At 55.2% G+C, this 20,940-nt stretch carries 18 protein-coding genes; 14 read left to right on the forward strand and 4 right to left on the reverse strand.

Annotation, left to right across the window (positions count from 1 at the left end; genetic code table 11):
* Position 1: 1 nt before the first annotated feature.
* Positions 2-1,180, reverse strand: coding sequence for a pyridoxal-phosphate-dependent aminotransferase family protein (locus ABVF61_RS11940; RefSeq protein WP_353993781.1), 1,179 nt, complete (start codon positions 1,178-1,180; stop codon positions 2-4).
* 370 nt (positions 1,181-1,550) lie between these two features.
* Between ABVF61_RS11940 and ABVF61_RS11945 the strand changes: the two genes are divergently transcribed.
* Positions 1,551-2,609 (forward strand): N-formylglutamate amidohydrolase, encoded by a 1,059-nt coding sequence (locus ABVF61_RS11945; protein ID WP_353993782.1) that lies wholly within the window; start codon positions 1,551-1,553, stop codon positions 2,607-2,609.
* 176 nt (positions 2,610-2,785) lie between these two features.
* Here the strand turns inward: ABVF61_RS11945 and ABVF61_RS11950 are convergent, their stop codons facing one another.
* Entirely contained in the window at positions 2,786-4,003 is a 1,218-nt protein-coding gene (locus ABVF61_RS11950; protein WP_353993783.1) for an acyl-CoA dehydrogenase, read from the reverse strand.
* 172 nt (positions 4,004-4,175) lie between these two features.
* Between ABVF61_RS11950 and ABVF61_RS11955 the strand changes: the two genes are divergently transcribed.
* From ABVF61_RS11955 to ABVF61_RS11965, 3 genes are read left to right on the forward strand one after another with little or no spacing between them, the layout of a single operon-like run.
* Positions 4,176-5,099 carry a LysR substrate-binding domain-containing protein gene (locus tag ABVF61_RS11955; RefSeq protein WP_353993784.1) on the forward strand — a complete coding sequence of 308 codons (924 nt, stop codon included), beginning with the start codon at positions 4,176-4,178 and terminating at the stop codon, positions 5,097-5,099.
* A gap of 30 nt (positions 5,100-5,129) precedes the next feature.
* Entirely contained in the window at positions 5,130-6,047 is a 918-nt protein-coding gene (gene yegS, locus ABVF61_RS11960; RefSeq protein ID WP_353993785.1) for a lipid kinase YegS, read from the forward strand.
* 44 nt (positions 6,048-6,091) lie between these two features.
* Positions 6,092-6,835, forward strand: a complete 744-nt coding sequence (locus tag ABVF61_RS11965) for a sulfotransferase family protein (protein ID WP_353993786.1) — start codon at positions 6,092-6,094, stop codon at positions 6,833-6,835.
* An 8-nt stretch (positions 6,836-6,843) separates the two neighbouring features.
* Here ABVF61_RS11965 and ABVF61_RS11970 read toward each other — a convergent pair whose 3' ends face one another.
* A complete protein-coding gene (locus ABVF61_RS11970; protein WP_353993787.1) occupies positions 6,844-7,590 on the reverse strand; it encodes a hypothetical protein in 747 nt (248 codons plus the stop codon).
* A 362-nt stretch (positions 7,591-7,952) separates the two neighbouring features.
* On the opposite strand from ABVF61_RS11970, the gene gmd reads away from it, so the two are divergent.
* The 9 genes from gmd (at position 7,953) to ABVF61_RS12015 (ending at position 17,593) form a co-directional block, all read left to right on the forward strand.
* Complete coding sequence (gene gmd, locus ABVF61_RS11975; protein ID WP_353993788.1) at positions 7,953-9,032, forward strand: GDP-mannose 4,6-dehydratase; 1,080 nt, start codon at positions 7,953-7,955, stop codon at positions 9,030-9,032.
* A 12-nt stretch (positions 9,033-9,044) separates the two neighbouring features.
* Positions 9,045-10,016 carry a GDP-L-fucose synthase family protein gene (locus ABVF61_RS11980; RefSeq protein WP_353993789.1) on the forward strand — a complete coding sequence of 324 codons (972 nt, stop codon included), beginning with the start codon at positions 9,045-9,047 and terminating at the stop codon, positions 10,014-10,016.
* Between the two features lie 6 nt (positions 10,017-10,022).
* On the forward strand, positions 10,023-11,273 hold the full coding sequence (locus tag ABVF61_RS11985) for a hypothetical protein (protein ID WP_353993790.1): 1,251 nt from the start codon (positions 10,023-10,025) through the stop codon (positions 11,271-11,273).
* 235 nt (positions 11,274-11,508) lie between these two features.
* Positions 11,509-12,360, forward strand: a complete 852-nt coding sequence (locus tag ABVF61_RS11990; RefSeq protein ID WP_353996407.1) for an FkbM family methyltransferase — start codon at positions 11,509-11,511, stop codon at positions 12,358-12,360.
* 251 nt (positions 12,361-12,611) lie between these two features.
* A complete protein-coding gene (locus tag ABVF61_RS11995; RefSeq protein ID WP_353993791.1) occupies positions 12,612-13,505 on the forward strand; it encodes an NAD-dependent epimerase/dehydratase family protein in 894 nt (297 codons plus the stop codon).
* 29 nt (positions 13,506-13,534) lie between these two features.
* Positions 13,535-14,632, forward strand: a complete 1,098-nt coding sequence (gene rfbG / locus ABVF61_RS12000; protein WP_353993792.1) for a CDP-glucose 4,6-dehydratase — start codon at positions 13,535-13,537, stop codon at positions 14,630-14,632.
* A complete protein-coding gene (gene rfbF / locus ABVF61_RS12005) occupies positions 14,629-15,417 on the forward strand; it encodes a glucose-1-phosphate cytidylyltransferase (protein ID WP_353993793.1) in 789 nt (262 codons plus the stop codon). Before rfbG ends, rfbF begins: the two co-directional genes overlap by 4 nt.
* Positions 15,414-16,595, forward strand: coding sequence for a hypothetical protein (locus tag ABVF61_RS12010; RefSeq protein ID WP_353993794.1), 1,182 nt, complete (start codon positions 15,414-15,416; stop codon positions 16,593-16,595). The genes rfbF and ABVF61_RS12010 overlap by 4 nt, the downstream gene beginning before the upstream one ends.
* Before the next feature lie 74 nt (positions 16,596-16,669).
* Positions 16,670-17,593, forward strand: a complete 924-nt coding sequence (locus ABVF61_RS12015; protein WP_353993795.1) for a glycosyltransferase — start codon at positions 16,670-16,672, stop codon at positions 17,591-17,593.
* 33 nt (positions 17,594-17,626) lie between these two features.
* On the opposite strand, the gene ABVF61_RS12020 is transcribed toward ABVF61_RS12015, so the two are convergent.
* On the reverse strand, positions 17,627-18,466 hold the full coding sequence (locus ABVF61_RS12020) for a class I SAM-dependent methyltransferase (protein WP_353993796.1): 840 nt from the start codon (positions 18,464-18,466) through the stop codon (positions 17,627-17,629).
* A 466-nt stretch (positions 18,467-18,932) separates the two neighbouring features.
* Between ABVF61_RS12020 and ABVF61_RS12025 the strand changes: the two genes are divergently transcribed.
* The gene (locus ABVF61_RS12025; protein WP_353993797.1) at positions 18,933-20,720 is read left to right on the forward strand and encodes an ABC transporter ATP-binding protein; all 1,788 of its coding nucleotides are present in this window, start codon (positions 18,933-18,935) and stop codon (positions 20,718-20,720) included.
* Positions 20,721-20,940 lie beyond the last annotated feature (220 nt).

Consider the following 20,940-nt stretch of genomic DNA (forward strand, 5'->3'; position numbering starts at 1 on the left):
GCTACAGCGCCCCAGCGAGATAATCGATGGCCGCCTGAACACCGCCTTTGCCGTGTGGAATCGACAGTTTATCGAAGCCAAGCTCAATCGCGCCAAGAGTGCCCAGCAGCATCACCGCGTTTACGTGACCCATATGCGCAATGCGGATGCCTTTGCCGGATATGTCGCCGATCGTGCCGCCGATCGTCACACCGCAGACAGTCTTTGTGAATTCCCGCAGCTCGGTGGCATGCGTGCTGTCAAGGCGTACGACAGTGACACTGTCTGAACGTGCATGGGGTTCGCTGATATTGAAATGAACCGCGCCTTCTTGCGACCACTTTGATACCGCGCGCCGGGTGGCCTCGCCAAGAAGTGCGTGGCGTTGCCAGGCTTGCTCCAGTCCTTCTTCAAACAAAAGCTCAAGCGCCTTCTGGAAGGCATAAAGCAGATGTTCCGGAGGTGTGCCGCAGTACTTCTGGTAATGCTCGGGGCCCTGCCGGAAGGTCCAGTCTGTGTAATTGGTCCTTAAGGTAGCGGTTTCGTGTGCTTTGTCCGCTTTGGCGCTTGCAGCGACAAAGGAAAGACCGGGGGGGCACATCAGGCCCTTTTGCGATCCGGTGAGGGCAACATCGACCCCCCAGGCATCCATTTCAAAGGGCATGCACCCCAAAGAAGCGATGGTATCGACCATGAAGAGTGCCGGGTGCCCGGTCGCGTCGATCGCTTTGCGCAAGGCGGGGATGTCATTCCAGACCCCGGAAGCCGTATCGACCTGAACCACAAGGATCGCGGCAATATCATGCCCGGTATCCAGGCGCAGACGCTCTTCCAGACGTGCCGGGTCGACGCTCTTGTCCCAGGATCCTTCAAGAATCTCGACCTCAATCCCGGCAATTTCCGCAGCCTCCCCCCATCCGAGCGCAAAGCGGCCCGACTCCAGAACCAGGATCTTGTCGCCGCGTTTCAAGGTGTTGCACAAAGCCGCGTCCCAGGCGCCATGGCCGTTGGCGGTGTAGATGTAGGTTTTGCCCTCTGTCCGGAACAGCCGCTTAAGGCTCGTCAGGCAAAAATCCGTCGTCTCCAGCAGCGGGCCTTCATAGATATCGACCGCCGGGCGATGCATTGCTCTTAGAACCTCGTCGGGCACATTGGTCGGTCCTGGAATCATCAGGAATTCTTTGCCGTGGCGAAGTGACATCCGGTTTCCTTTTGCGGTCGGTTCTCAGACTGGGCCGGGCGATCGACTGCGCCCGCAGGTTGGAAGCAATGCACAGAAAATTGCCCGCATTGGTGCGCGCGTCAAGGGAGCGGGCCGGGCCCGCGCCGGCCCTGGCTTTTGTGCGCGCACGAAAGGCCGGTCCGGGTGCCGCATCCCGATCAGTTGATTCCGTCGCGCCTTGGAAAGACGGGTTGACTGTAATAAGCCTAGGAATCACAGGCAGCTGCGGCATCCGCTGCCGTTTACCGTGAAAGCGGATGTCGTATTGCTGAAAAGAAAATGTCTTGTTTCCGCAAAGTAAATTCTTCACTCTAACGAAGGTCCCGTGTCGTCGGTTAGGCGTTGCAACATGATATTGGTTGATGAAGGACAGAGCCCGATCATCCTGTGCCTGCCGCACAGCGGCACCGATGTGCCCAATGCGGTGTCTGGCCGGCTGAACGCAACCGGCCGTCTGCAGGCAGATCTGGCTTGGCGGCTGGAGCGGGTGTTCGGGTTTCACGCCGATCTCGACCTGACCGTCTTGCGATCTTCCGTTTCGCGTTACGTCATCGACCCGGATGTCGATCCGGCGCTGCAACCGGGCGCAGACGCAGACAAGCCCGCCCTTTGCCCCGAAACGACACTGGATGGCAAGCGGATCTACCAGGATGGAGAAGAGCCTGGTCCAACTGAAATAGAACAACGCGTCCTGCTGTTTCACACGCCGTTTCACAACGAGCTGCGTAAGCAGATCGACCGACTGATGCGCAGGCACCGGCACATCGTTTTGCTTGACTGTCAGTCGATGCGTTCGCAGATCAAAGGCGTAACTGACAAGGGACTGTCGGTCTTTAATATCGGAAGCGCCGGTGGCTTGTCCTGTGATGCCGATCTGCGAAACCTTTTCGTCGGCTCGTTCAGTGGTTTGGAAGGTCTTACGGTCGGTGTTGATGAACAAACGACCGGTGGGTACATCGTGCAGAGCTACGGCAAGCCTGATCATGGCATTCACAGCCTGACCCTGTTGCTGGCGCAGCGATCTTATTTGCGTCACGAATCTCCGCCCTTCGAACCCGACCGAACGAGAGTGTCACGCTTGCAATCCGTTCTCGCGGACAGTTTCTCAAGAATTATCGATTGGCTCGGATCTCAGGACCGGGCTCACGCGGCGACCGCGAACGAAAGTGCACCGGCCCCGCCGGAAGACGTTGAATATACGACTGAGGCGGACATACCGCCTGCTCGAGGCGACGGAGACGAACCGGCTGATGAAAGCGGCTCTCGATCCGATGAAGGGGAAACGCAAGCGTCGCTCGATCAAAAAGAAATAATTCCGGTTGATCCCATGACGCTGACACAGCAGGCTGCACCCGGCGATGATCCTCAGAGCCTACAGAGGCAGATGCCGCTTTTGGTGGCCGAGTGAAGTGACACGGCCCCTCGATCGACGGGCATGCGCCAATCCTTGCAAACAAAACTGTTGCCTTTGGAGAAGGTTCCGGACTTCATCGCGATCCTGATGCAAACCTCCATTTGAGCGGCATCAGCCAGGGAAAGAGGGTGTGCGGGCCATTCCCGCACACGTTTTTTGGACGTCTCGCCTTAAAAGAATGCCTGGAGACCGGTCTGCGCGCGCCCGAGGATCAGCGCATGGATATCGTGCGTGCCCTCATAGGTGTTGACGGTTTCAAGGTTCTGGCTATGCCGCATAACGTGGTACTCTTCCTGAATACCGTTTCCGCCGTGCATATCCCGTGCCTGCCGTGCGATCTCCAGCGCCTTGCCGCAATTGTTGCGCTTTATGATGGAGATCATTTCCGGGGACGCCTGACCAGCGTCGAACAGCTGCCCGACGCGCAGCGCGGCCTGCAGGCCGAGTGCAATCTCGGTCTGCATGTCGGCAAGTTTCTTTTGAAACAGCTGGGTTTGAGCCAGAGGACGGCCAAACTGCACACGATCAAGACCGTACTGACGTGCCCGGGTCCAGCAATCTTCAGCCGCTCCCATGGACCCCCAGGCGATCCCGTACCGCGCCCGGTTTAGGCATCCGAACGGCCCTTTCAATCCGGAGACGTTCGGCAGAAGAGCCTCTTCTCCGACTTCCACACCGTCCATGACGATCTCGCCTGTGATCGAAGCGCGCAACGACAGCTTGCCACCGACCTTGGGTGCCGTGAGACCCTTCATGCCTTTGTCGAGCACGAAACCCCGAATTGCACCGTCATGGGCTTCCGACTTCGCCCAGACGACAAAGACGTCTGCAATCGGGGCGTTTGAAATCCACATTTTGCTGCCTGTCAGCCGGTAACCGCCATCGATCTTGTCTGCGCGGGTCCGCATTCCAGCGGGGTCCGAACCGGCGTCAGGCTCGGTAAGCCCGAAACAGCCGACATATTCGCCAGTGGCCAGTTTGGGCAGGTATTTCCGGCGTTGTTCTTCAGAGCCGTATGCATAAATCGGATACATGACGAGAGAAGATTGCACGCTCATCATCGACCGGTAGCCGGAATCGACCCGTTCGATCTCTCGCGCAACCACACCGTAAGACACGTAGGAAGCTCCTGCGCAGCCATATTCTTCAGGAAGGGTAACGCCAAGCAGACCAAGGGCGCCCATTTCGTTGAAGATGCTCCGGTCCGTTGTCTCTTCACGATAGGCATCGATGATACGCGGCAGCAGTTTTTCCTGTGCAAAGGCGCGCGCCGTATCCTGGATAAGCTGTTCGTCCTCTTTCAGCTGATCGCGCAGGTGGAACGGATCTTCCCAGTCAAACGTTCCGCCTCCGGAGGGGGAGGACTTGATCTGTACGGGTGCATTCATAGCACAGCTCCTGTTGAAGGGCGGCAAATCTGTCAACCTCCGGGTAGCGGCATGCGTTCGCGACATGGTCGGAGATCATTCTGATTTGGAGAGTGTGAACGGATTTTCATTTGCGGAAAAGCGAAACCTCGTTCAAAGTTCATAACCAATTGGAATGAAGTAAAGGAATGTGATGAAGCGAGCCTTTATCCCTGCGGCGGATACGCTGATTGCGTTCGAATGCGCAGCAAGGCATCTGAGCTTTACCCGGGCCGCCGAAGAGCTGCATCTCACTCAAGGGGCAATTTCAAAACAGGTGCGACATCTGGAAGACCGGCTTGGCGTCGAGCTCTTTCGGCGTGTCAGACAACGCATCGTGCTTACGGATGCCGGGCGCCTTTATCTTCACGACATTCGCGGAGCCTTGGAGCAGATGACCGCGGCGACCCGTCAGGTGATGTCGTACGCAGGCAGCGCCGACGTTTTGAACCTCGCGGTGCTGCCCACGTTCGGAACACGCTGGCTTGCTCCGCGGCTTGCTGACTTCGGACGCCGGTACCCCCATGCCGGGCTGAATCTGAGTGTGCGCCTTCAGCCCTTCGACTTTGATGAGCAACCATTTGACGGGGCGATACACCACGGCGATCCGGTTTGGGCCGGCGCGATCACGGAAAGGCTTTTTGCCGAGGAGGTCATCCCGGTGTCATCTCGCGTCTTCCGGGACAGGCATGAAATCCGAACGCCTCAGGATCTGACACGTGTGCCCCGGCTTCAGCTGGCAACGAGACCTTTGGCATGGCGGCAGTGGTTCGATCTGGCCGGCGTTGAAACGGACAGCGCTTTTCAGGGAGCACGTTTCGAACAATTTGTGATGATATCCGAGGCCGCAATTCACCATGCTGGAGCAGCGCTCATCCCACGTTTTTTCATTGAGGCCGAATTGGCATCGGGCCGTCTTGTCCGTTTGTTTGATCTGTCACTCGACCAGCAGACCGCCTATTACTTTGTCTACCCGGAGGGGCGGACAATGCGGCCTGTTGTGGCCGCGTTCCGGCAATGGCTCACGGAAGAGGCGAGAACGGCACGGGTTGACCGGGAAACGATGCTGCCGGAATAAACTGCCAGAACAACTGAATGCGACAAACATATGCGACGGAACGAAAAGCAACATCTGCGCCTGATCCTGAATGGAAAGTCTGCCGCCCGGAATGACGTGCGCACGGCGGTGAGCGCGGTCAGGGCGATGGGTCATACGGTTTCGGTTCGTGTGACCTACGAGGCCGGGGATACGACGCGGCTTGCAAAGGAGGCGTTGCGGGACCATGCGGCCGACGAAATAGACACGCTGGTCAGCGCCGGTGGCGATGGAACGATTCATGAAGTCGTGGATGCTGTCCTTCAAGAGCTGAGCGACGGCGCGAAACCGCCTTTTTCCTTCGCGGTTCTTCCGCTGGGAACTGCGAACGATTTTGCCCGTCACATACGTCTGGACCCCGCCGACATTCCGGGCTGTCTGCGTTTTATCGCGCGCGCCAGCGCCAAGCCGATGGATGTTGGTGACGTCAACGGATGCTGTTTTGTCAATATGGCGACGGGAGGATTCGGGACAAAGGTGACGTCGCAAACGGACCCGAACCTGAAACGTGTCCTCGGCGGGGCGGCCTACCTGTTTACCGGCCTGCACAGATTTTCAGAATTGGCCGCCTGCGAAGGCCGTATCGAAGCGGAAGGGTTTAGCTGGGAAGGTGCATTTCTGGCGATTGCGGTTGGCAATGGACGGCGCGCCGGTGGAGGGATCCGTCTCTGCCCCCGCGCGAAACTCGATGATGGCTTTCTTGACCTGACCATCGTGCCGTTTCCGAAATCCGGCAAGGTTACAGACCTGCTTTCGACACTCCTGGACAGTGGCGTGGACGGCATGAAGAACGGCATTGTCCAGAGAAAAGCCCGCGAGATCGTCATTCAGACCGCGAAACCCGTTCAGTTCAACCTGGATGGTGAGCCGATGAATGGACAGGACTGGAAGATTGGGATAAGGCACCACCAAATTGACATGCGGCGATAAAACGCCGCCCATCCGGCAGCGGTCGAAAAGATCCAGAAGAAAACATGGACGAGTACCAGCTCAAAAACTTCGTGAAATTTGCGCCCGCGCGTCTTGGTCTTGCCGCTAAAAAACACCTTTTGGTACACATCCCGAAAAATGGCGGGATCGCGCTTCGTGAAGCGCCGGCCCTGAAGGACCGCATCGTCATCGCCCATCGCAGGCGCTTGATCAGCCGGAAGTATGCCGACGAGCTGCAGAACTTCATGACTTCCAGGAAACTTCATCCCGGATACGAGCATGCGCGGCTGCGCGATATCGACAGATCGGTGCGCAACGGAACCATCCCTTTTGCCGTGATCAGGAATCCCTGGGCCCGGACTTTTTCGCGGTACAAGTTCTATCTTCAGACCGGCGGCGGGAAACTGCCGAAAACCGAGCTCTCGATCCAGGGGTTTGAAAAATTCCTGGATACGCGACACGACGTCGGCAACCAGGACTTTTTCTGGCACAGGGCGTCGCTCGGCTGGTATCCGCAAGCGGACTATGTTGTTGACGAAACCGGGAAGCTCGCAGTTGAGATTTTGCGTCAGGAAAACCTCAGCGATGAGGTCTCGCGTTATTTCAACGTTGCGGACCGGCTCGAGTCCAAAAACGTTTCCCGCAACGCGGGCGCTTCCTACAAGGATTTCTACACAAAAAGCACAATCCAGGAGATAGCCGACTGGTACGCGTCCGATCTTGAGATGTTCGGCTTTGACTTCGATACGGCGGCGCAAAAAGGCACGGTTTTCACAACCGCTCTGTAAGGGGCGGTTTACTCGCCCTTTTCGGTCCAGACGCTGTTTCCTGCGACAACCGTCTTTTCCAAACCCACTTCTTCCCGGTGCTCTCGACCGATGTCAGCAGCCACGTACTCTCTGCGCTTTCCGATGAAATGGTTGCGATAATTTGCGGTGTATTGGTTGAGTGCGGGATTGAGAACGTTCAGCTGTTTTTCAGGGTCGAGCTCGTCGCGCATCAAGGACGCGCATTGATGCGCAAATTCCCGTTGGACGAAACTTGGGCTGGTCGTGAAAATCGGTCTCTTCTTGTTGAGACCTTTTCCGAGATCGCGCCCGAGGATTTTGAAGCGGTTCGGTTCATAGTGAAACGGGGAGCGGTACCCCCAGTTTTTCTCTTTGGTCATGAGAGAGATCTGGGTCACACGTCGCTTTAGTGCATTTGCAAAGTCGTCATAGGTGACATCGCGCATCAACACCCAGTCGTCTTCGAGATGAAAGCTCCATGCGGCACTTGGCTGGCTCCAAAGCCATTTCACAGCTCTCGTAAAGTGCGGCGTGTCCGGTTTGTTGGCCACGACCACAGGGAAAAAGTCTTTGCAGATGCGCTCGCATTCTTCGACCTCCGCAGGTCCGCCTTCGAACGGATCGATGTTCACGTAAAGTGTTTCCAGCGTGAAATGCCGGAAAAGCCGCGCGGAGAAACTCTCAAGCGTTTTTTGCAGAAGACCGGTTCGTGCGCCGGATACAAGCGTGACGTCGATCGGGATTTTTTTGTTCATTTTTGTTCGGGCCGGCAAGGAACCGGCTCGTGCCTCTCCACCTGGCGAACGCAACTAAAGCCTTATGCCAATGGGGATACCAGAAATCCAGTGATTGTTCCGCAAACAGGTGCGCACGAACTCTTCCAAAGTACCGGTAATCCCGATTTGTGCGATACGGCCGCAATACGTCCGAAAACTGGCGTTTTCCGCTTTTTTTTTGAAGTCGGAGCGACTATAACGCTGCGATCCACCGACCCGTCGGCAAGCCGGTTACGCGTTGAATTCAATGTGAGAATTGGTTCGGCGCTCACGGCACAGATATTCCTCAAAGATTGACAGTCGGCAATCACGGGCATCCGCGCACAATACATTCGGGACAGATGACAAAAACAGCACTTATCACCGGTATCACAGGGCAGGACGGCGCCTATCTCGCGGAACTGCTGCTTGGCAAGGGATACACGGTTCACGGGATCAAACGCAGATCCTCGTCGTTCAACACCGCGCGGATCGACCATTTCTACCAGGACCCGCACGAGCAGAATGTAAAGCTGCACCTGCACTACGGGGACATGACGGACTCAACCAACCTGATCCGCATCATGCAGGAAGTTCAGCCTGACGAAGTCTACAATCTGGCCGCCCAAAGTCACGTGCAGGTTTCATTCGAAACGCCAGAGTATACAGGCAACGCGGATGCTCTTGGAACGCTTCGTCTGCTCGAGGCAATTCGTCTTTTGAACCTGACGGAAAAAACGAGATTTTATCAGGCATCCACCTCCGAGCTCTATGGCAAGGTGCAGGAGGTGCCGCAAACGGAAAAGACTCCATTTTACCCGCGTAGCCCTTATGCGGCAGCCAAGCTCTATGCTTACTGGATTGTTGTGAACTACCGTGAAGCCTACGGAATTCACGCCAGCAACGGGATCTTGTTCAATCACGAAAGCCCGATCCGCGGAGAGACCTTCGTCACGCGCAAAATCACCCGTGCGGTTGCCGCGATCAAGCTGGGTTTGCAGGAGCAGCTTTACCTTGGCAACCTGGATGCAGAGCGCGACTGGGGTCACGCAAAGGATTATGTCGAGGGCATGTGGCGGATCGTTCAAAACGATACCGCGGATGACTTTGTGCTCGCGACGGGCGAAAAGCATTCCGTTCGTGAATTTGTTGAGTTGGCCTTTGGCGAGGTGGGCATTGCCCTTCGTTGGGAAGGTGAAGGTGTGAACGAAAAGGGTGTTGATAAGGAGACGGGCAATGTAATCGTCTCGGTCGATCCACGTTACTTCCGGCCGACTGAAGTTGACCTGCTGATCGGCGATGCCCGCAAAGCGCGCGACACCTTGGGGTGGGTACCCGAAACCTCCTTCAAGGAGATGGTGGCGCAAATGGTGCGATCCGATTTGGAAACGGTACCGGCCGAGCTGGACAACGCCAAGAATTCCTCTCGGACGGACGCTTGAACTGAGGCTTTCATGCAAGAAACACCCTCAAGCGACCTGACTGGCCGGTCCGGATTCGATCTCGCGGCAAAACGGGTATTCGTTGCCGGTCACAATGGCATGGTCGGAAGCGCGCTCTGCCGCCGTTTACAGAGCGAAGCATGCGACATTCTCACGGTCGACAGGCAGACAGTTGACTTGAAGCAGCAGGGTGACGTTGAAACATGGATGGATGCCAACAGGCCTGACGTCGTATTTCTGGCCGCTGCGAAGGTCGGCGGCATACAGGCTAACAGCTCTCATCCGGCAGAGTTTCTCTATGACAACCTGATGATTGAAGCCAATGTCATTCATGCGGCTCATCAGACTTCGGTCAAAAAACTCGTCTTTCTGGGGTCGACCTGCATCTATCCCAAGATGGCGCCCCAGCCGATTAGCGAGGACAGTCTCCTGACAGGACCGCTCGAGCCAACAAACGAGTGGTATGCGATCGCGAAAATAGCAGGTGTGAAATTGTGTCAGGCCTATCGTGCGCAGCATGGAAGCGATTTCATTTCAGTCCAGCCCACGAATCTCTACGGTCCCGGGGACAACTACGACCTTGAGTTCAGCCACGTGCTTCCGGCTCTTTTGCGAAAAGCGCACGAAGCGAAGGGAGCTGGTCAGGACACACTTGAGGTTTGGGGCAGCGGCACTCCGTTGAGGGAATTTTTGCATGTCGATGATCTCGCCGATGCGGTCGTACATCTGGCAAAGAGCTATTCAGGTGCAAAGCCGGTGAATATCGGATCTGGAGAGGAAATCAGCATCAGGGCCCTTGCGGAACTCGTTTGCGAGATTGTCGGCTTTGACGGAACTTTGAAATTCGACGCAGGCAAACCTGACGGAACGCCTCGTAAGCTGGCCGATACAACCTTATTGAATTCGCTCGGCTGGAACGCTGCCCGCCCGCTGCGCGAAGGCATCTCGGATACCTATACCCAGGCCTTTGGTTCCGGACGCTGAAGCGGCATGTCATTCCAGGATAGTCCTCAACGAAAACTGGTCATCGTCGAGCAGAAACTCGTCCGCAATCGCGGGCACCAGCACACTCAGATCGGCGCGTTGCGCAAAATGCTGCCGGGCTTTGATCTTCATTTGATCACCGGGGAGGATTACGACGGGTTCCTGGGCGAAGCGACTGCGAAGACGTCAAAGCGCTCCAGGTACTTGTCGAAACTGTCCTGGCGGACGAGGCACGGATCCCTGAGACAGAAAGCCGATGCAACTCTGCGGGCGTTGGCTATGGGACAGATCCGGTCTTTGCCCGGGTCACCTTACGGTCATGTCTTGTCCGAGACCTGCAGCGCGTTGCAGATGAGCGCTGACGACCTGCTGATTGTCCCCTCGGCAGATCTGGAGGCACTCGAATCCGCATGCTGGTTTGTTGAAAACAGCCAAGGCCAAACACCGCGCCTTCTTCTTCGCTTCCTCGATCCGGAATTGGGTGAGCACAAAAGTTCCCGTCGCAATGCGCGTTTGAAGGTTCTGTCAAAGACCTTGTCCGCTGCCAACAGTCTTGTGCTTTACTGCGAAACCGAGGAAATGGCTGCCTATTTGAATGCGCAATATGGGCTGGATGTTAGGGGCGGTTTTTATCTCCCGTGCAGCTTCGACCCCGCGAACCCACCGGTACAGCAGGTGCGGCCAAAATCCGACGCCTTCAGGATCGGGCTTTTTGGCGCACCGCGGCCCGGAAAAGGCTACGAACGCATAGGTGCCATTGTGTCCTGTGTCGAAGACCGGTTGAAAACAGCGCCACAGGAAAGACCAATCGAGATACTGCTTCAAGGCGCTGAAGAAGACTATTCTGACGGCGGTGTCTACGCCTTCGCAGACAAGTTCAATGCCGACGAGGGCATGCTTCGTGTTTTGAAACTCTCTGACCGCCTGGACCCGAGTGAGTTTACGAACCGTTTTCTTTCAGCCGATGCGATCTTGCTGCCATACGACACGGCTGTGTATGGCCTGCAAGGGTCAGGGATTATCCAGGATGCGGTCGCAGCAGAAAAGTTTGTCATTCATTCAGAGGGGATCTCGATGCAGAACCTTTTGAACAGTGGCAACGCGCGTGCGGCCTCCTCGGACAAAATTTTTGCGGAGGCAATCTGTGAAGCGGCTATGTCGCCGGGGGGCAGTCATGACAGTCGCCGTGCGGCGCGGGAGAAATATCTGGCCAGTCTTGAGAACAATTTTCTGATCGGAGCAGGTGCGCAAGAATAACACTGCGAGCGCTGATCGTCGCCAACCCGACGTGATCCGATAAGCTCGCTGTTGTCTGAAAAACAATAAAGGTCGTGGGCGAGCCGACTATAGGGGAATGTTGGAAAACGCTTTGCATCATGTCACGGTGCGCATTCCAGGAGCTGGTCCGGCGAACACCACCTCGTAATTTGAATGTCAAACAAAGACAGGTTGGCAGCGCGATGCCAAGATCACGCGTGAAGATTTGCAAGAAATGGGGCGAATGTTGAAACCTGCGAAGTCAAAAACGAAAAAAAGACCGATCTCTGATCTGGTCAAAAGAGCTAAACATCAAATCAAGGTGCTTCGCGGCCAGAAACATTCGTTGCAGTTTCGCTTTTCATCCAGTGATCATCCGCTCAGCTCGCTGGGAACTGAGTATGGCGGCTGGACCTTCGTTGACGACAACGACCTCAACGGCTCCGTGATCATATCTGCGGGACTGGGCGAAGACGCTTCTTTTGATGTTGCTTTTGCAAATCGATACGGCGCGAAGGTAATCATCGTTGATCCGACACCTCGAGCCGTCGTTCACTTCGAACAGATTAGCGAGAGGTTTGGTCTGCCAAGCAGCCAGTCTTTCAACTCTACAGGACAGCAAGACCCTGCTGCGTATGAACTGTCGGCAATCGATGCGTCCAGGCTGATACTTGTGAAAAAGGCTCTTTGGAATGCAGTGACATCCGTTCGGTTCTACGAGCCGAAGGACAAGAAAAACGTCTCGCATTCGATCAGCAATTTCCAAAACGAGTACAGCAAAGAGACGGATTACATTGATGTGCCGGCAATCGATATGATTTCGTTGCTTGACGAAATGGGTGTCGATCGGTCTCAGGTCAAACTTGTCAAACTGGACATCGAAGGGGCGGAGATTGAAGTCATCAGGCATATGCTTGCCAATGACTTCTTTCCAAAACAGATACTTCTGGAAATTGATGAATTGAATTTCCCCTCCAAGGTAGCTTATGGCAGGGCCACTGAGGTAAGCACCCTTCTCAAGAAACGTGGCTACAAAGTCGTTTGGTCTGACGGACGCGCAAACTTTCTCTTCTACAGAAAGCAATAGGCTCTCTTTTGCGGAAAACGTGTCAGAAGAAGATGAAACCGTGCGTTCTAATGAAGTGCCGCACAAGGTGAGATATGTATCGGACAACCAACCACACTCTGTCGGTCATGCTGCCAAGGGTGATTGGTACCTGGGATAGTTCAGAACGGTTTAAGCGTGGATCTTTAGATGGCAGTACGTCTCGTTTTATTGACTGTCCGTACTTCGAAGGAGACGTCTCTCCGCTATTTTACCGCTGAAAGGGAAAATGAATGAGTGCTGTTCTGGTAACAGGGGCGAGCGGGTTCTTGGGAAGGAACATATTGCGTGAACTCCAAAAGCGAGACATTCCCGCCTTCGCCCTGGTGAGGGCAGGACGACCGCCTGAGGCATATACGAACTGTCAAATCCTTCGCGATGACGGTGACGTCCAGAAGCTTGCCGATGATTTCAAACGCGAGGAGATATCGCGCGTTATCCATGTGGCGACGATCTATCCGGCTGATGAATCTGCCGGGAACGCCATGGACATTCTGAACGCCAATTTGCTTTTTGGCGGCAAGATCCTAGAGGCTTCGCGGCTGGCAGGCATCACAGGTTTTATAAACATGGGCACCTTTTCGCAGTTTGGCGAAAACGGTGATGTGAAGCCGAATTCGCTCTACGCGGCCACCAAGCAAGCGTTTTCCGAGATGCTGAGCTATTATGCTGACTGGCATGATTTGAATGCGATAACTCTTGTTTTGTACGACTTGTATGGCCCTGGCGACACCAGGCCGAAGCTTCTTCCGGAGCTGATTGCGGCTGCCAAGACCGGCAACGAGATGGATGCAACCCCGGGCTTGCAGAAAATGGTGCCGCTCCACGTTCGGGACGCGGTTTCTGCAGTTCTTTTGGCGCTCGAGAACCTGAGCAGCAGTACCGGCTCGCCGAACCCAAATCAGTATGTTTGCGGCGATGAGGTGATAACCGTGAGAGAGTTGGCGCGCGTTGTCGAAACGGTTTCTGGCCGGGCTATGAATGTCAATTGGGGCGCGCGTCCTTATCGCAGCAATCAGCTCATGGTGCCGTTTGTCGGACCAAAATTCAGTGGCTGGGAGCCGAAGATAAAAATCGCGGAAGGTGTTGAAGAATTGCTGCGGGAATGGGATGACACAGCCGGTTAACCCGGGGCATCAAGCGTCAGAAAGATATCATGCTCAGAAAAGAATTTTGGCAGGGCAAGCGCGTTCTGGTCACCGGTCATACGGGGTTCAAGGGCAGCTGGCTGCTCCACTGGCTGAAAAGCCTCGGCGCTAATGTAAGCGGCCTTGCACTCGACCCGGAAAGCGAACGGCATCTTTATGTCTGCACGGACGCGGGCACGGGTCTGGAAAACGACTTCAGGATGGATTTGCGGAATTCGGCGCAAGTACGGGACGCGATTGACCGTTGCAGCCCTCAAATCGTCTTCCATCTCGCCGCACAGCCTCTCGTGCGATTGTCCTATGACAGCCCGCTCGAAACGTTCGAAACAAATGTCATGGGGACCGCATATCTGCTTGACGCGCTCCGGACGGGAACGGGGCTTGAGGCGATTGTCGTCATAACCAGCGACAAGTGTTACGACAACAAGGAATGGGTCTGGGGCTATCGTGAGAACGAAGCACTGGGCGGAAAGGACCCCTATTCAGCGAGCAAGGGGGCGGCGGAAATTCTAACCGCGTCCTACCGGCATTCCTTCTTTGCGCAAATCCCGACGGGATTGGCAACCGCCCGGGCCGGCAACGTGATTGGTGGTGGCGACTGGGCAATCGACAGACTTGTTCCCGATATCGTCGGTTCTTTCATGAAGAACGAGACTGCAATCATAAGGAACCCGCATGCGATCAGGCCTTGGCAACACGTACTGGAGCCGCTGAGCGGGTATATGCTCCTTGCTGAACGGCTCGCCGAAGACCCGAAACGATTTGGCGATGGCTGGAATTTCGGTCCGAATGTCGAAGGCATCTGGGAAGTCAGGAAAATAGCGGATGTCCTGAAAGCGTGTTGGGGCGGGAGCGCCGATTGGGGCACTACGGGGCACGCTGACGCGGAGAAGAAAGAAGCCAGGATCCTTGCACTGGATAATTCGAAAGCGCTGTTCGGATTGGGATGGCGTCCCGTGTGGGACACCTGGACTGCACTGCAAAGAACGGTCGACTGGTACAGAAGCTTCCACGACGGCGAAGATCTGACAGCATTGACGCTGGCCCAGATCAATGAATATGAGACCGCTCTAAGCTCAATGGAACAAATGGAACCGATAAGATGAAAGCGGTAATTCTGGCGGGGGGCCTTGGAACGAGGCTGGCCGAAGAAACGGTTTCCCGGCCGAAGCCAATGGTCGAAATCGGTGGCAAACCGATCCTCTGGCACATCATGAAGATGTATTCCGCGCACGGGATCAACGAGTTCATCATATGCCTCGGCTACAAGGGCTATATGATCAAGGAGTTTTTTGCCAACTACTTGATGCACGTATCGAACGTCACGATAGACCTGAAAAACGGCGGCGTGGAGCTGCTCGAAAACAGGTCCGAACCCTGGAAAATTACCCTTATCGAAACGGGGCTGAACACACAGACGGCCGGCCGGATCAAGAAGATATTGCCTTATGTGGGGGATGACGATTTCTGCATGACCTATGGCGACGGTCTGTCCGATATCGACATCACCGAGAGCATCGCCTTTCACCGCAAGGAAGGCAGGCTGGCAACAGTTACTGCAGTGAGGCTGCCAGGCCGTTTCGGCGCGGTTGAAATAGAAGACACGAAAGTGAGCGGCTTCGTGGAGAAACCCAGAGGGGAAAGCGGCTGGATCAACGGTGGTTTTTTTGTCCTCTCACCGAAGATCGAAGCCTATCTTCAGGCCCCAGATATCGAAGACACTCCATGGGAACAGGCTCCGATGAAGGGCATTTCGCATGACGGCCAGATGTCGGCCTTCGTTCACGAGGGATTCTGGCAGCCGATGGATACCTTGCGCGAAAAGCAGTATCTGGAAAACCTGTGGCAAAGCGGTGATGCCCCCTGGAAAGTCTGGAGGGATATCCGTTGAGCGGTGCCGCGCCGAAAATCTCAGGTGATTTTGCAGTCGTGAGCGGGATTCCGGCGGGAAAATCCGGCACCGGTCAGCTGGTGGCTTACTTGGTGGCGCAAGGACTGCCCTACATCGAGCCCGGTCCCAGGCTGGACAAGCGGGACGACCGGTCGGTGTTTCGCGAACTGTTCTTGTGGCTGAAAGGCGCACCGCGCTGGCTTCTGTTTTTTGTGCGCCTTTGGTTTCTGAGAAGGTCGAAGACGCCGGTGCTCCTGCTGCACCCGCAGGACCTCGGCTTTTCCGCGACGTTGAGGATCATCAAATTCCTGCGCGGGAACTGCTGGATCTACTTGTTGGAGTCGAGCTTCTTCTGCGTGCGCAGCTACAATCACCAGCCAATGGAACACGCGGCATGTCTGCGATGTCTGGGCGACCCCGACCAGCACGCGGCCAAGATGTACGGGTGTTCGCCATTTCCCCGGCAGACATCAAGCGCCACCGTGTTTGTCCGCAAGCTGCATTCACTCGCGCGCGCCGGGAAGGTTCATTTTCTGGCGCAAAACGAACGGCAGGCAAAGCTCGCCGAACAGCAATTTGGAATGCCTGTGCCTGTCGTGGGTCTTTGGACGGCGGACATTGAAGAGTCTCTGATTGCAGGCACAAAGGGCTCGGACGAGTCGAAGTCGGGCGATACCCGGTGGGATATTGTCTTTCACGGGAATGACGTTCTTGCAAAAGGTAGCCGCTGGGCGCTTTCGGTCGCGCGCCATGCGCCGCAGCTTTCATTCCTGTTTCCGTTCAAGTGCCCTGCGGATGTTGAGGATGCACCTGAAAACTGTTCCTTTGTTCAGATGAGTTGGACGAGCGGGCTCAGAGACGCAGTCTCTTCCTGCAAAGTCGTTCTTTCGCCGTCCTTCTGGTCGGCGTCGATCGAAGGGGCTCTTGTCAAGAACATTCGCTTCGCTTCAACGACAGCGGTTGCTGCGAATGCCACGAGCTTCTCGGATGAAATACCGGAAGGCGTCATTTTGCATTTGGACGCTCATCCTGAAAAAGCTGCCACGCAACTGGCAGAGTACCTGTCTTCAGGGCGATCGGCGGATAGTGACCAGAAACGAGAATGGCTGGACTCGTTTACGAAGAGAAACAGCACCTACATCCAGAACATAAATGAACAGATGAGAAGTGCAGTTTGAAGATTGTTTTACGCGAGATCTTTCATGAGTGTCGGGTTTAGCGTGCAGTGACAGACGCGCAGGAGGGCCATCAAATGAAGAATAACGAGCTGGCTCCCGTTGCGCTTTTTGCCTTCAACCGGCCGGATCATACACGCAAGACACTTGATGCAATCGCGAAGAACCATCTAGCGGGCAATACGGATCTGTTCGTGTTCGTGGACGGTCCCCGAACCGAAAAAGACGTTGCGCCGGTCCAGGAAGTTTGCGCAATCGCCGATGCGGTCGCGGGCTTCAAGTCAGTCACAATTGTCCGGCAGGACGCCAATATCGGATTGGCGGCGAGTATCGTCCAAGGAATAACCAAGGTCCTTGAAGAGCACGACAGGATCGTCGTTCTTGAAGACGACATTGTCACCAGCCCGGCCTTTCTGAACTACATGAATGGCAGTCTCTCGCACTTCCAAGACGAGAAAAAGGTCTGGCATGTCTGCGGCTACAATGAACCAATGCGAAGTAAGGCCTTCACAAAAACCCATTTTTCACGACTGATGAATTGCTGGGGATGGGCGACCTGGCGCGACAGGTGGCAGCATTTCGAAAAGAACCCTGAAAAGCTCCTGCGTGAATTCACGCCGGACATGATCAATCGTTTTGATCTCGAAATCGGTGAAAAATTCTGGTTCCAGGTTCTGGCCAATGCCGATGGCAGAATGAATACCTGGGCCATTTTCTGGTATGCGACGATATTCAAACAGGACGGGCTGTGTCTGAACCCAAACGTTTCCTACGTGCGAAATATCGGTTTTGACGGAAGCGGTGAGCATTGCAGCGTCGATGAAATTCGTAACAAGGCGAGAAAACTGAACCAGGAACTGAATATCGAGTATCCTGATAGTCTCGCCGAAGACCCAAGTGCATTTGAAGCCTTGCAAGAGTTTTACAGACTTAAAAAGCGGGGCCCGGGCAAGATAGAAAAAATAAAGAAAAAAGTACTCGGACGGTTGTTCGGTAATTGAGCTGAGATTTCAGGTCTGCAGGGATTTCTTGCCCTAGAGATAGGGGTTCCGTGGAAGTTCACGGATGTCCCAGCCTGCGCGCTTCATGGCGTCGATCAAACCGGGAGAGGGAGCGTCCTTGAATATCATTGCCGTGAGCAATTTCGTGCGCTTCTTTCCGGCCTCGCACGCTTCATCCATGGCTTCTATTGCGCTTTTGACCTCGGCAATGGCAGCTAGGTCTTTCTCGTCCGTGCTGTTCAGCTTAACGAACTCGATTCCTTCCCTGTAAACATCATTGCATCCGACGAACGCCACCAAGTTTCTATGTATGCCGAGTGCGAACTTTTCGACCTCGCGCTCGGACAGGCTGTAGACATAGTTCCCAACGGGTTCAAATGTATGATTTTTTGATTTGTAGACAGGTTTCTTCTTCTTTCTGAACAAGTGAGAAATCTTCCACTTGCGCTTCTCATAGGCGGGTTGATCGATGCTAAGGTCCCTAGGCTCGGTCAGAATGACGCCCTTTCGCGCAACACGGAACATCTGATCCAGAGCGATGTAGGGGCGCGGGAAATGATGAAAGGATTCCTTGCAGTAGACGTAGTCGAAACTGTCGTCGTCGAACGTCAGTAATTCTGCATTTTGCTCTGAGTAAGCCTCGATCAGTTTCTTTTCTGCCGCGATTTTCAATAACTTGTCCGAAATATCGCTGGCATGCACGTTTGTCGCGCCACAGGAAGCCAGATAGCGTGCATCTGATCCGTATCGTCCATCTCCAACCGTCAACCAACTCGCGCCGGGATCGGTTGCAATGATGGGTTTAATCGGCTCACGCATGCGATCGTGGCGCCAGGCGTCCAGCGTGTCGTTGGCCTGCCAGGTCTCGCCCACTGCGTTTCTCGCAGGGTCGTCTAGGACCTTTTGCCACTCGCTTTCGTGACGGTCGTAGCTGAAATAGCTCTTCTTTTCCAAATCGGCCTCGGTCGCGGCATAGCCGCGCTGCGCGTTTCACTGCAGGTCGGTATATGTGACTCAGTACCATAGGTGTAGTGGGAAGTTTGCCCCTTGTTGATTTTGGCACGCTGGAGCCGGCAGACAGCCAGTACGGTCGGCAAATGACATTCCATTTGCAAGGCACAATTGGAAACACGCGCCGTTTGCTATTGTTTGATCTATGCTTTCGACACCTTTGTCATTGCATGAAAGGTATGCGCAGCTGCTCTTTGCCGTGGCGCAATAGAGGCCACTTGCAGAAACGCAGCAAAATTGAGTATTTGTCTGCCGATGGAGGAGTAGTCTGCAATGCAGGCCTCAACGAGCTTGCCGTTGGCCGATGGCCTCAGAAAGGAACCGCTTCGTGCGAAATCCATTCGCTTCGAAAACATTTAAAGACCCTGATGGGACAGTTCAGCTGGTCAAGCGACTGTTAAGTGAGAATTTCAGGAAATATCTGCCAAAATACGCGCTGGCATTCGTTTTCATGGGGATTATCGCGGCGACGACGGCGGCAAGTGCCTGGATCATGCGTGACGTCGTCAATGAGGTCTTCGTCAACAAGGACGCGGCGATGGTGTATGTCATCGCGACCGTTGTGCTGATTATTTTCGTCCTGAAAGGCGCTTCGACCTACGGCCAGCTTGTTGTTCTTTCCAGGGTCGGCAACGAAATCGTTTCGGATCTGAGAAGGCGCATGTTCGCTCACATGGTCCGTCAGGATCAAACCTTCTTTGACCAAAACACAATCTCGGAAATCGGGGTCAGGATCGGACAGGGCGTCGGGGCTGCGAAAACGACACTTGACCTGATCATTGTTTCACTTGGCCGCGATTTGCTGACGCTTATCGGGCTGGTTTTCGTCATGTTGCTTCAGAACCCGTTCCTGAGCATTTTTGCCCTGCTTATTATGCCGCCGGCGGTCCTTGGCGTGACTTTTCTTGTGAAACGAACGAAGCAATACGTGAAACGAAAGGTTGTCTCGAGCGTCAAAATCGGAGCCGCTCAAAAGGACACGGTCCTCGGGATACGCACCGTGAAGGCGTTCAGCCTGGAATCTTTCATGATGCAACGGATGGAAGTCGGCATTCTCGAAGTTCAGGGGCAGTCGAACAAGATTGCCTCCCTGTCCGCCAGAACCGCTCCGTTGATGGACACGCTGGGCGGTTTCGCGATCGCAGGCGTCATGTTCTATGGGGGGTTCTCCGTCATTGAACTCGGCCAGGATCCGGGTGCACTGTTTTCGTTCATCACGGCCCTGCTTCTGGCATATGACCCGGCCAAGCGTCTGGCGCGTTTGAACGTGAACCTTGGCAAGAACATGGTCGGTCTTCGCATGATGTACGAGCTGGTCGACCGCGTGCCGGGCATGAAAGAGATTGAGAACGCCCCTGATCTGAGTCTCACCGGCGGCAAGATCGAATTTCGGGACGTCGTCTTTTCCTACGAGGGGGCGCCGGCGCTGAAGGGTGCCAGCTTTGCTGCGCAGCCAGGCAAGATGACGGCACTTGTAGGCGCATCGGGTGCTGGCAAATCGACTGTGTTTGCGTTGATCGAACGGTTTTACGATCCCGACAGTGGCGACGTCCTGATAGATGACCAGACGTTGCCGTCACGCAATCTTGACTCAGTGCGGCAATCGATTGCCTATGTGGGACAAGACCCGTTTCTCTTTGAACTCAGTGTCCGCGACAACATCGCTATCGGCAAGCCGGGAGCAACGCAGGAAGAAATCGAAGACGCGGCAAAGGCCGCCAATGCCCATGACTTTATCATGCGTATGCCCAAGGGATACGACTCGAGCACCGGGCAGGTCGGGAACAAGCTTTCAGGCGGGCAGCGTCAGCGGATTGCCATCGCGCGCGCCATGCTCCGCGACGCCCCGATCCTGCTTCTCGACGAAGCGACATCTGCGCTGGATTCGGAATCTGAGGCCAAAATCCAAAGTGCCGTCGAGCGTCTGACCAAGGGCAAAACGACGCTGGTGATCGCCCACCGTTTGAGCACCGTGAGGCACGCCGACATGATCCATGTCATGGACGACGGCCAGGTCGTGGAAAGCGGCACGCATGATGAACTGTTCGATCACGATGGCATCTACCGCAGGCTCTGCGAATTGCAGTTCCAGAACAAGAAAGAAAAGGCCGCCTGACGCGCGAGCCGGGCAGGCCTCGGCTTCTTTCGTCGCGCGGATTATCGATCGGGCCCTGAACGATTCTTGGCCTGTGACCGCCCACGGCACCGGATCTGGTGGAGGTGATGCTATTTTCTCCAGGGAAGGCTTGAAAACCGCCCTGCCGGTCAGTTCAGTATCGTCTTCCCCACCCGCGGCGGACGCGGTGTCGCGCCGACAGATGAGCGTTCAAGTTCAA

The organism is Roseibium sp. HPY-6, assembly GCF_040530035.1.
In the GTDB taxonomy this organism is placed as follows: domain Bacteria; phylum Pseudomonadota; class Alphaproteobacteria; order Rhizobiales; family Stappiaceae; genus Roseibium.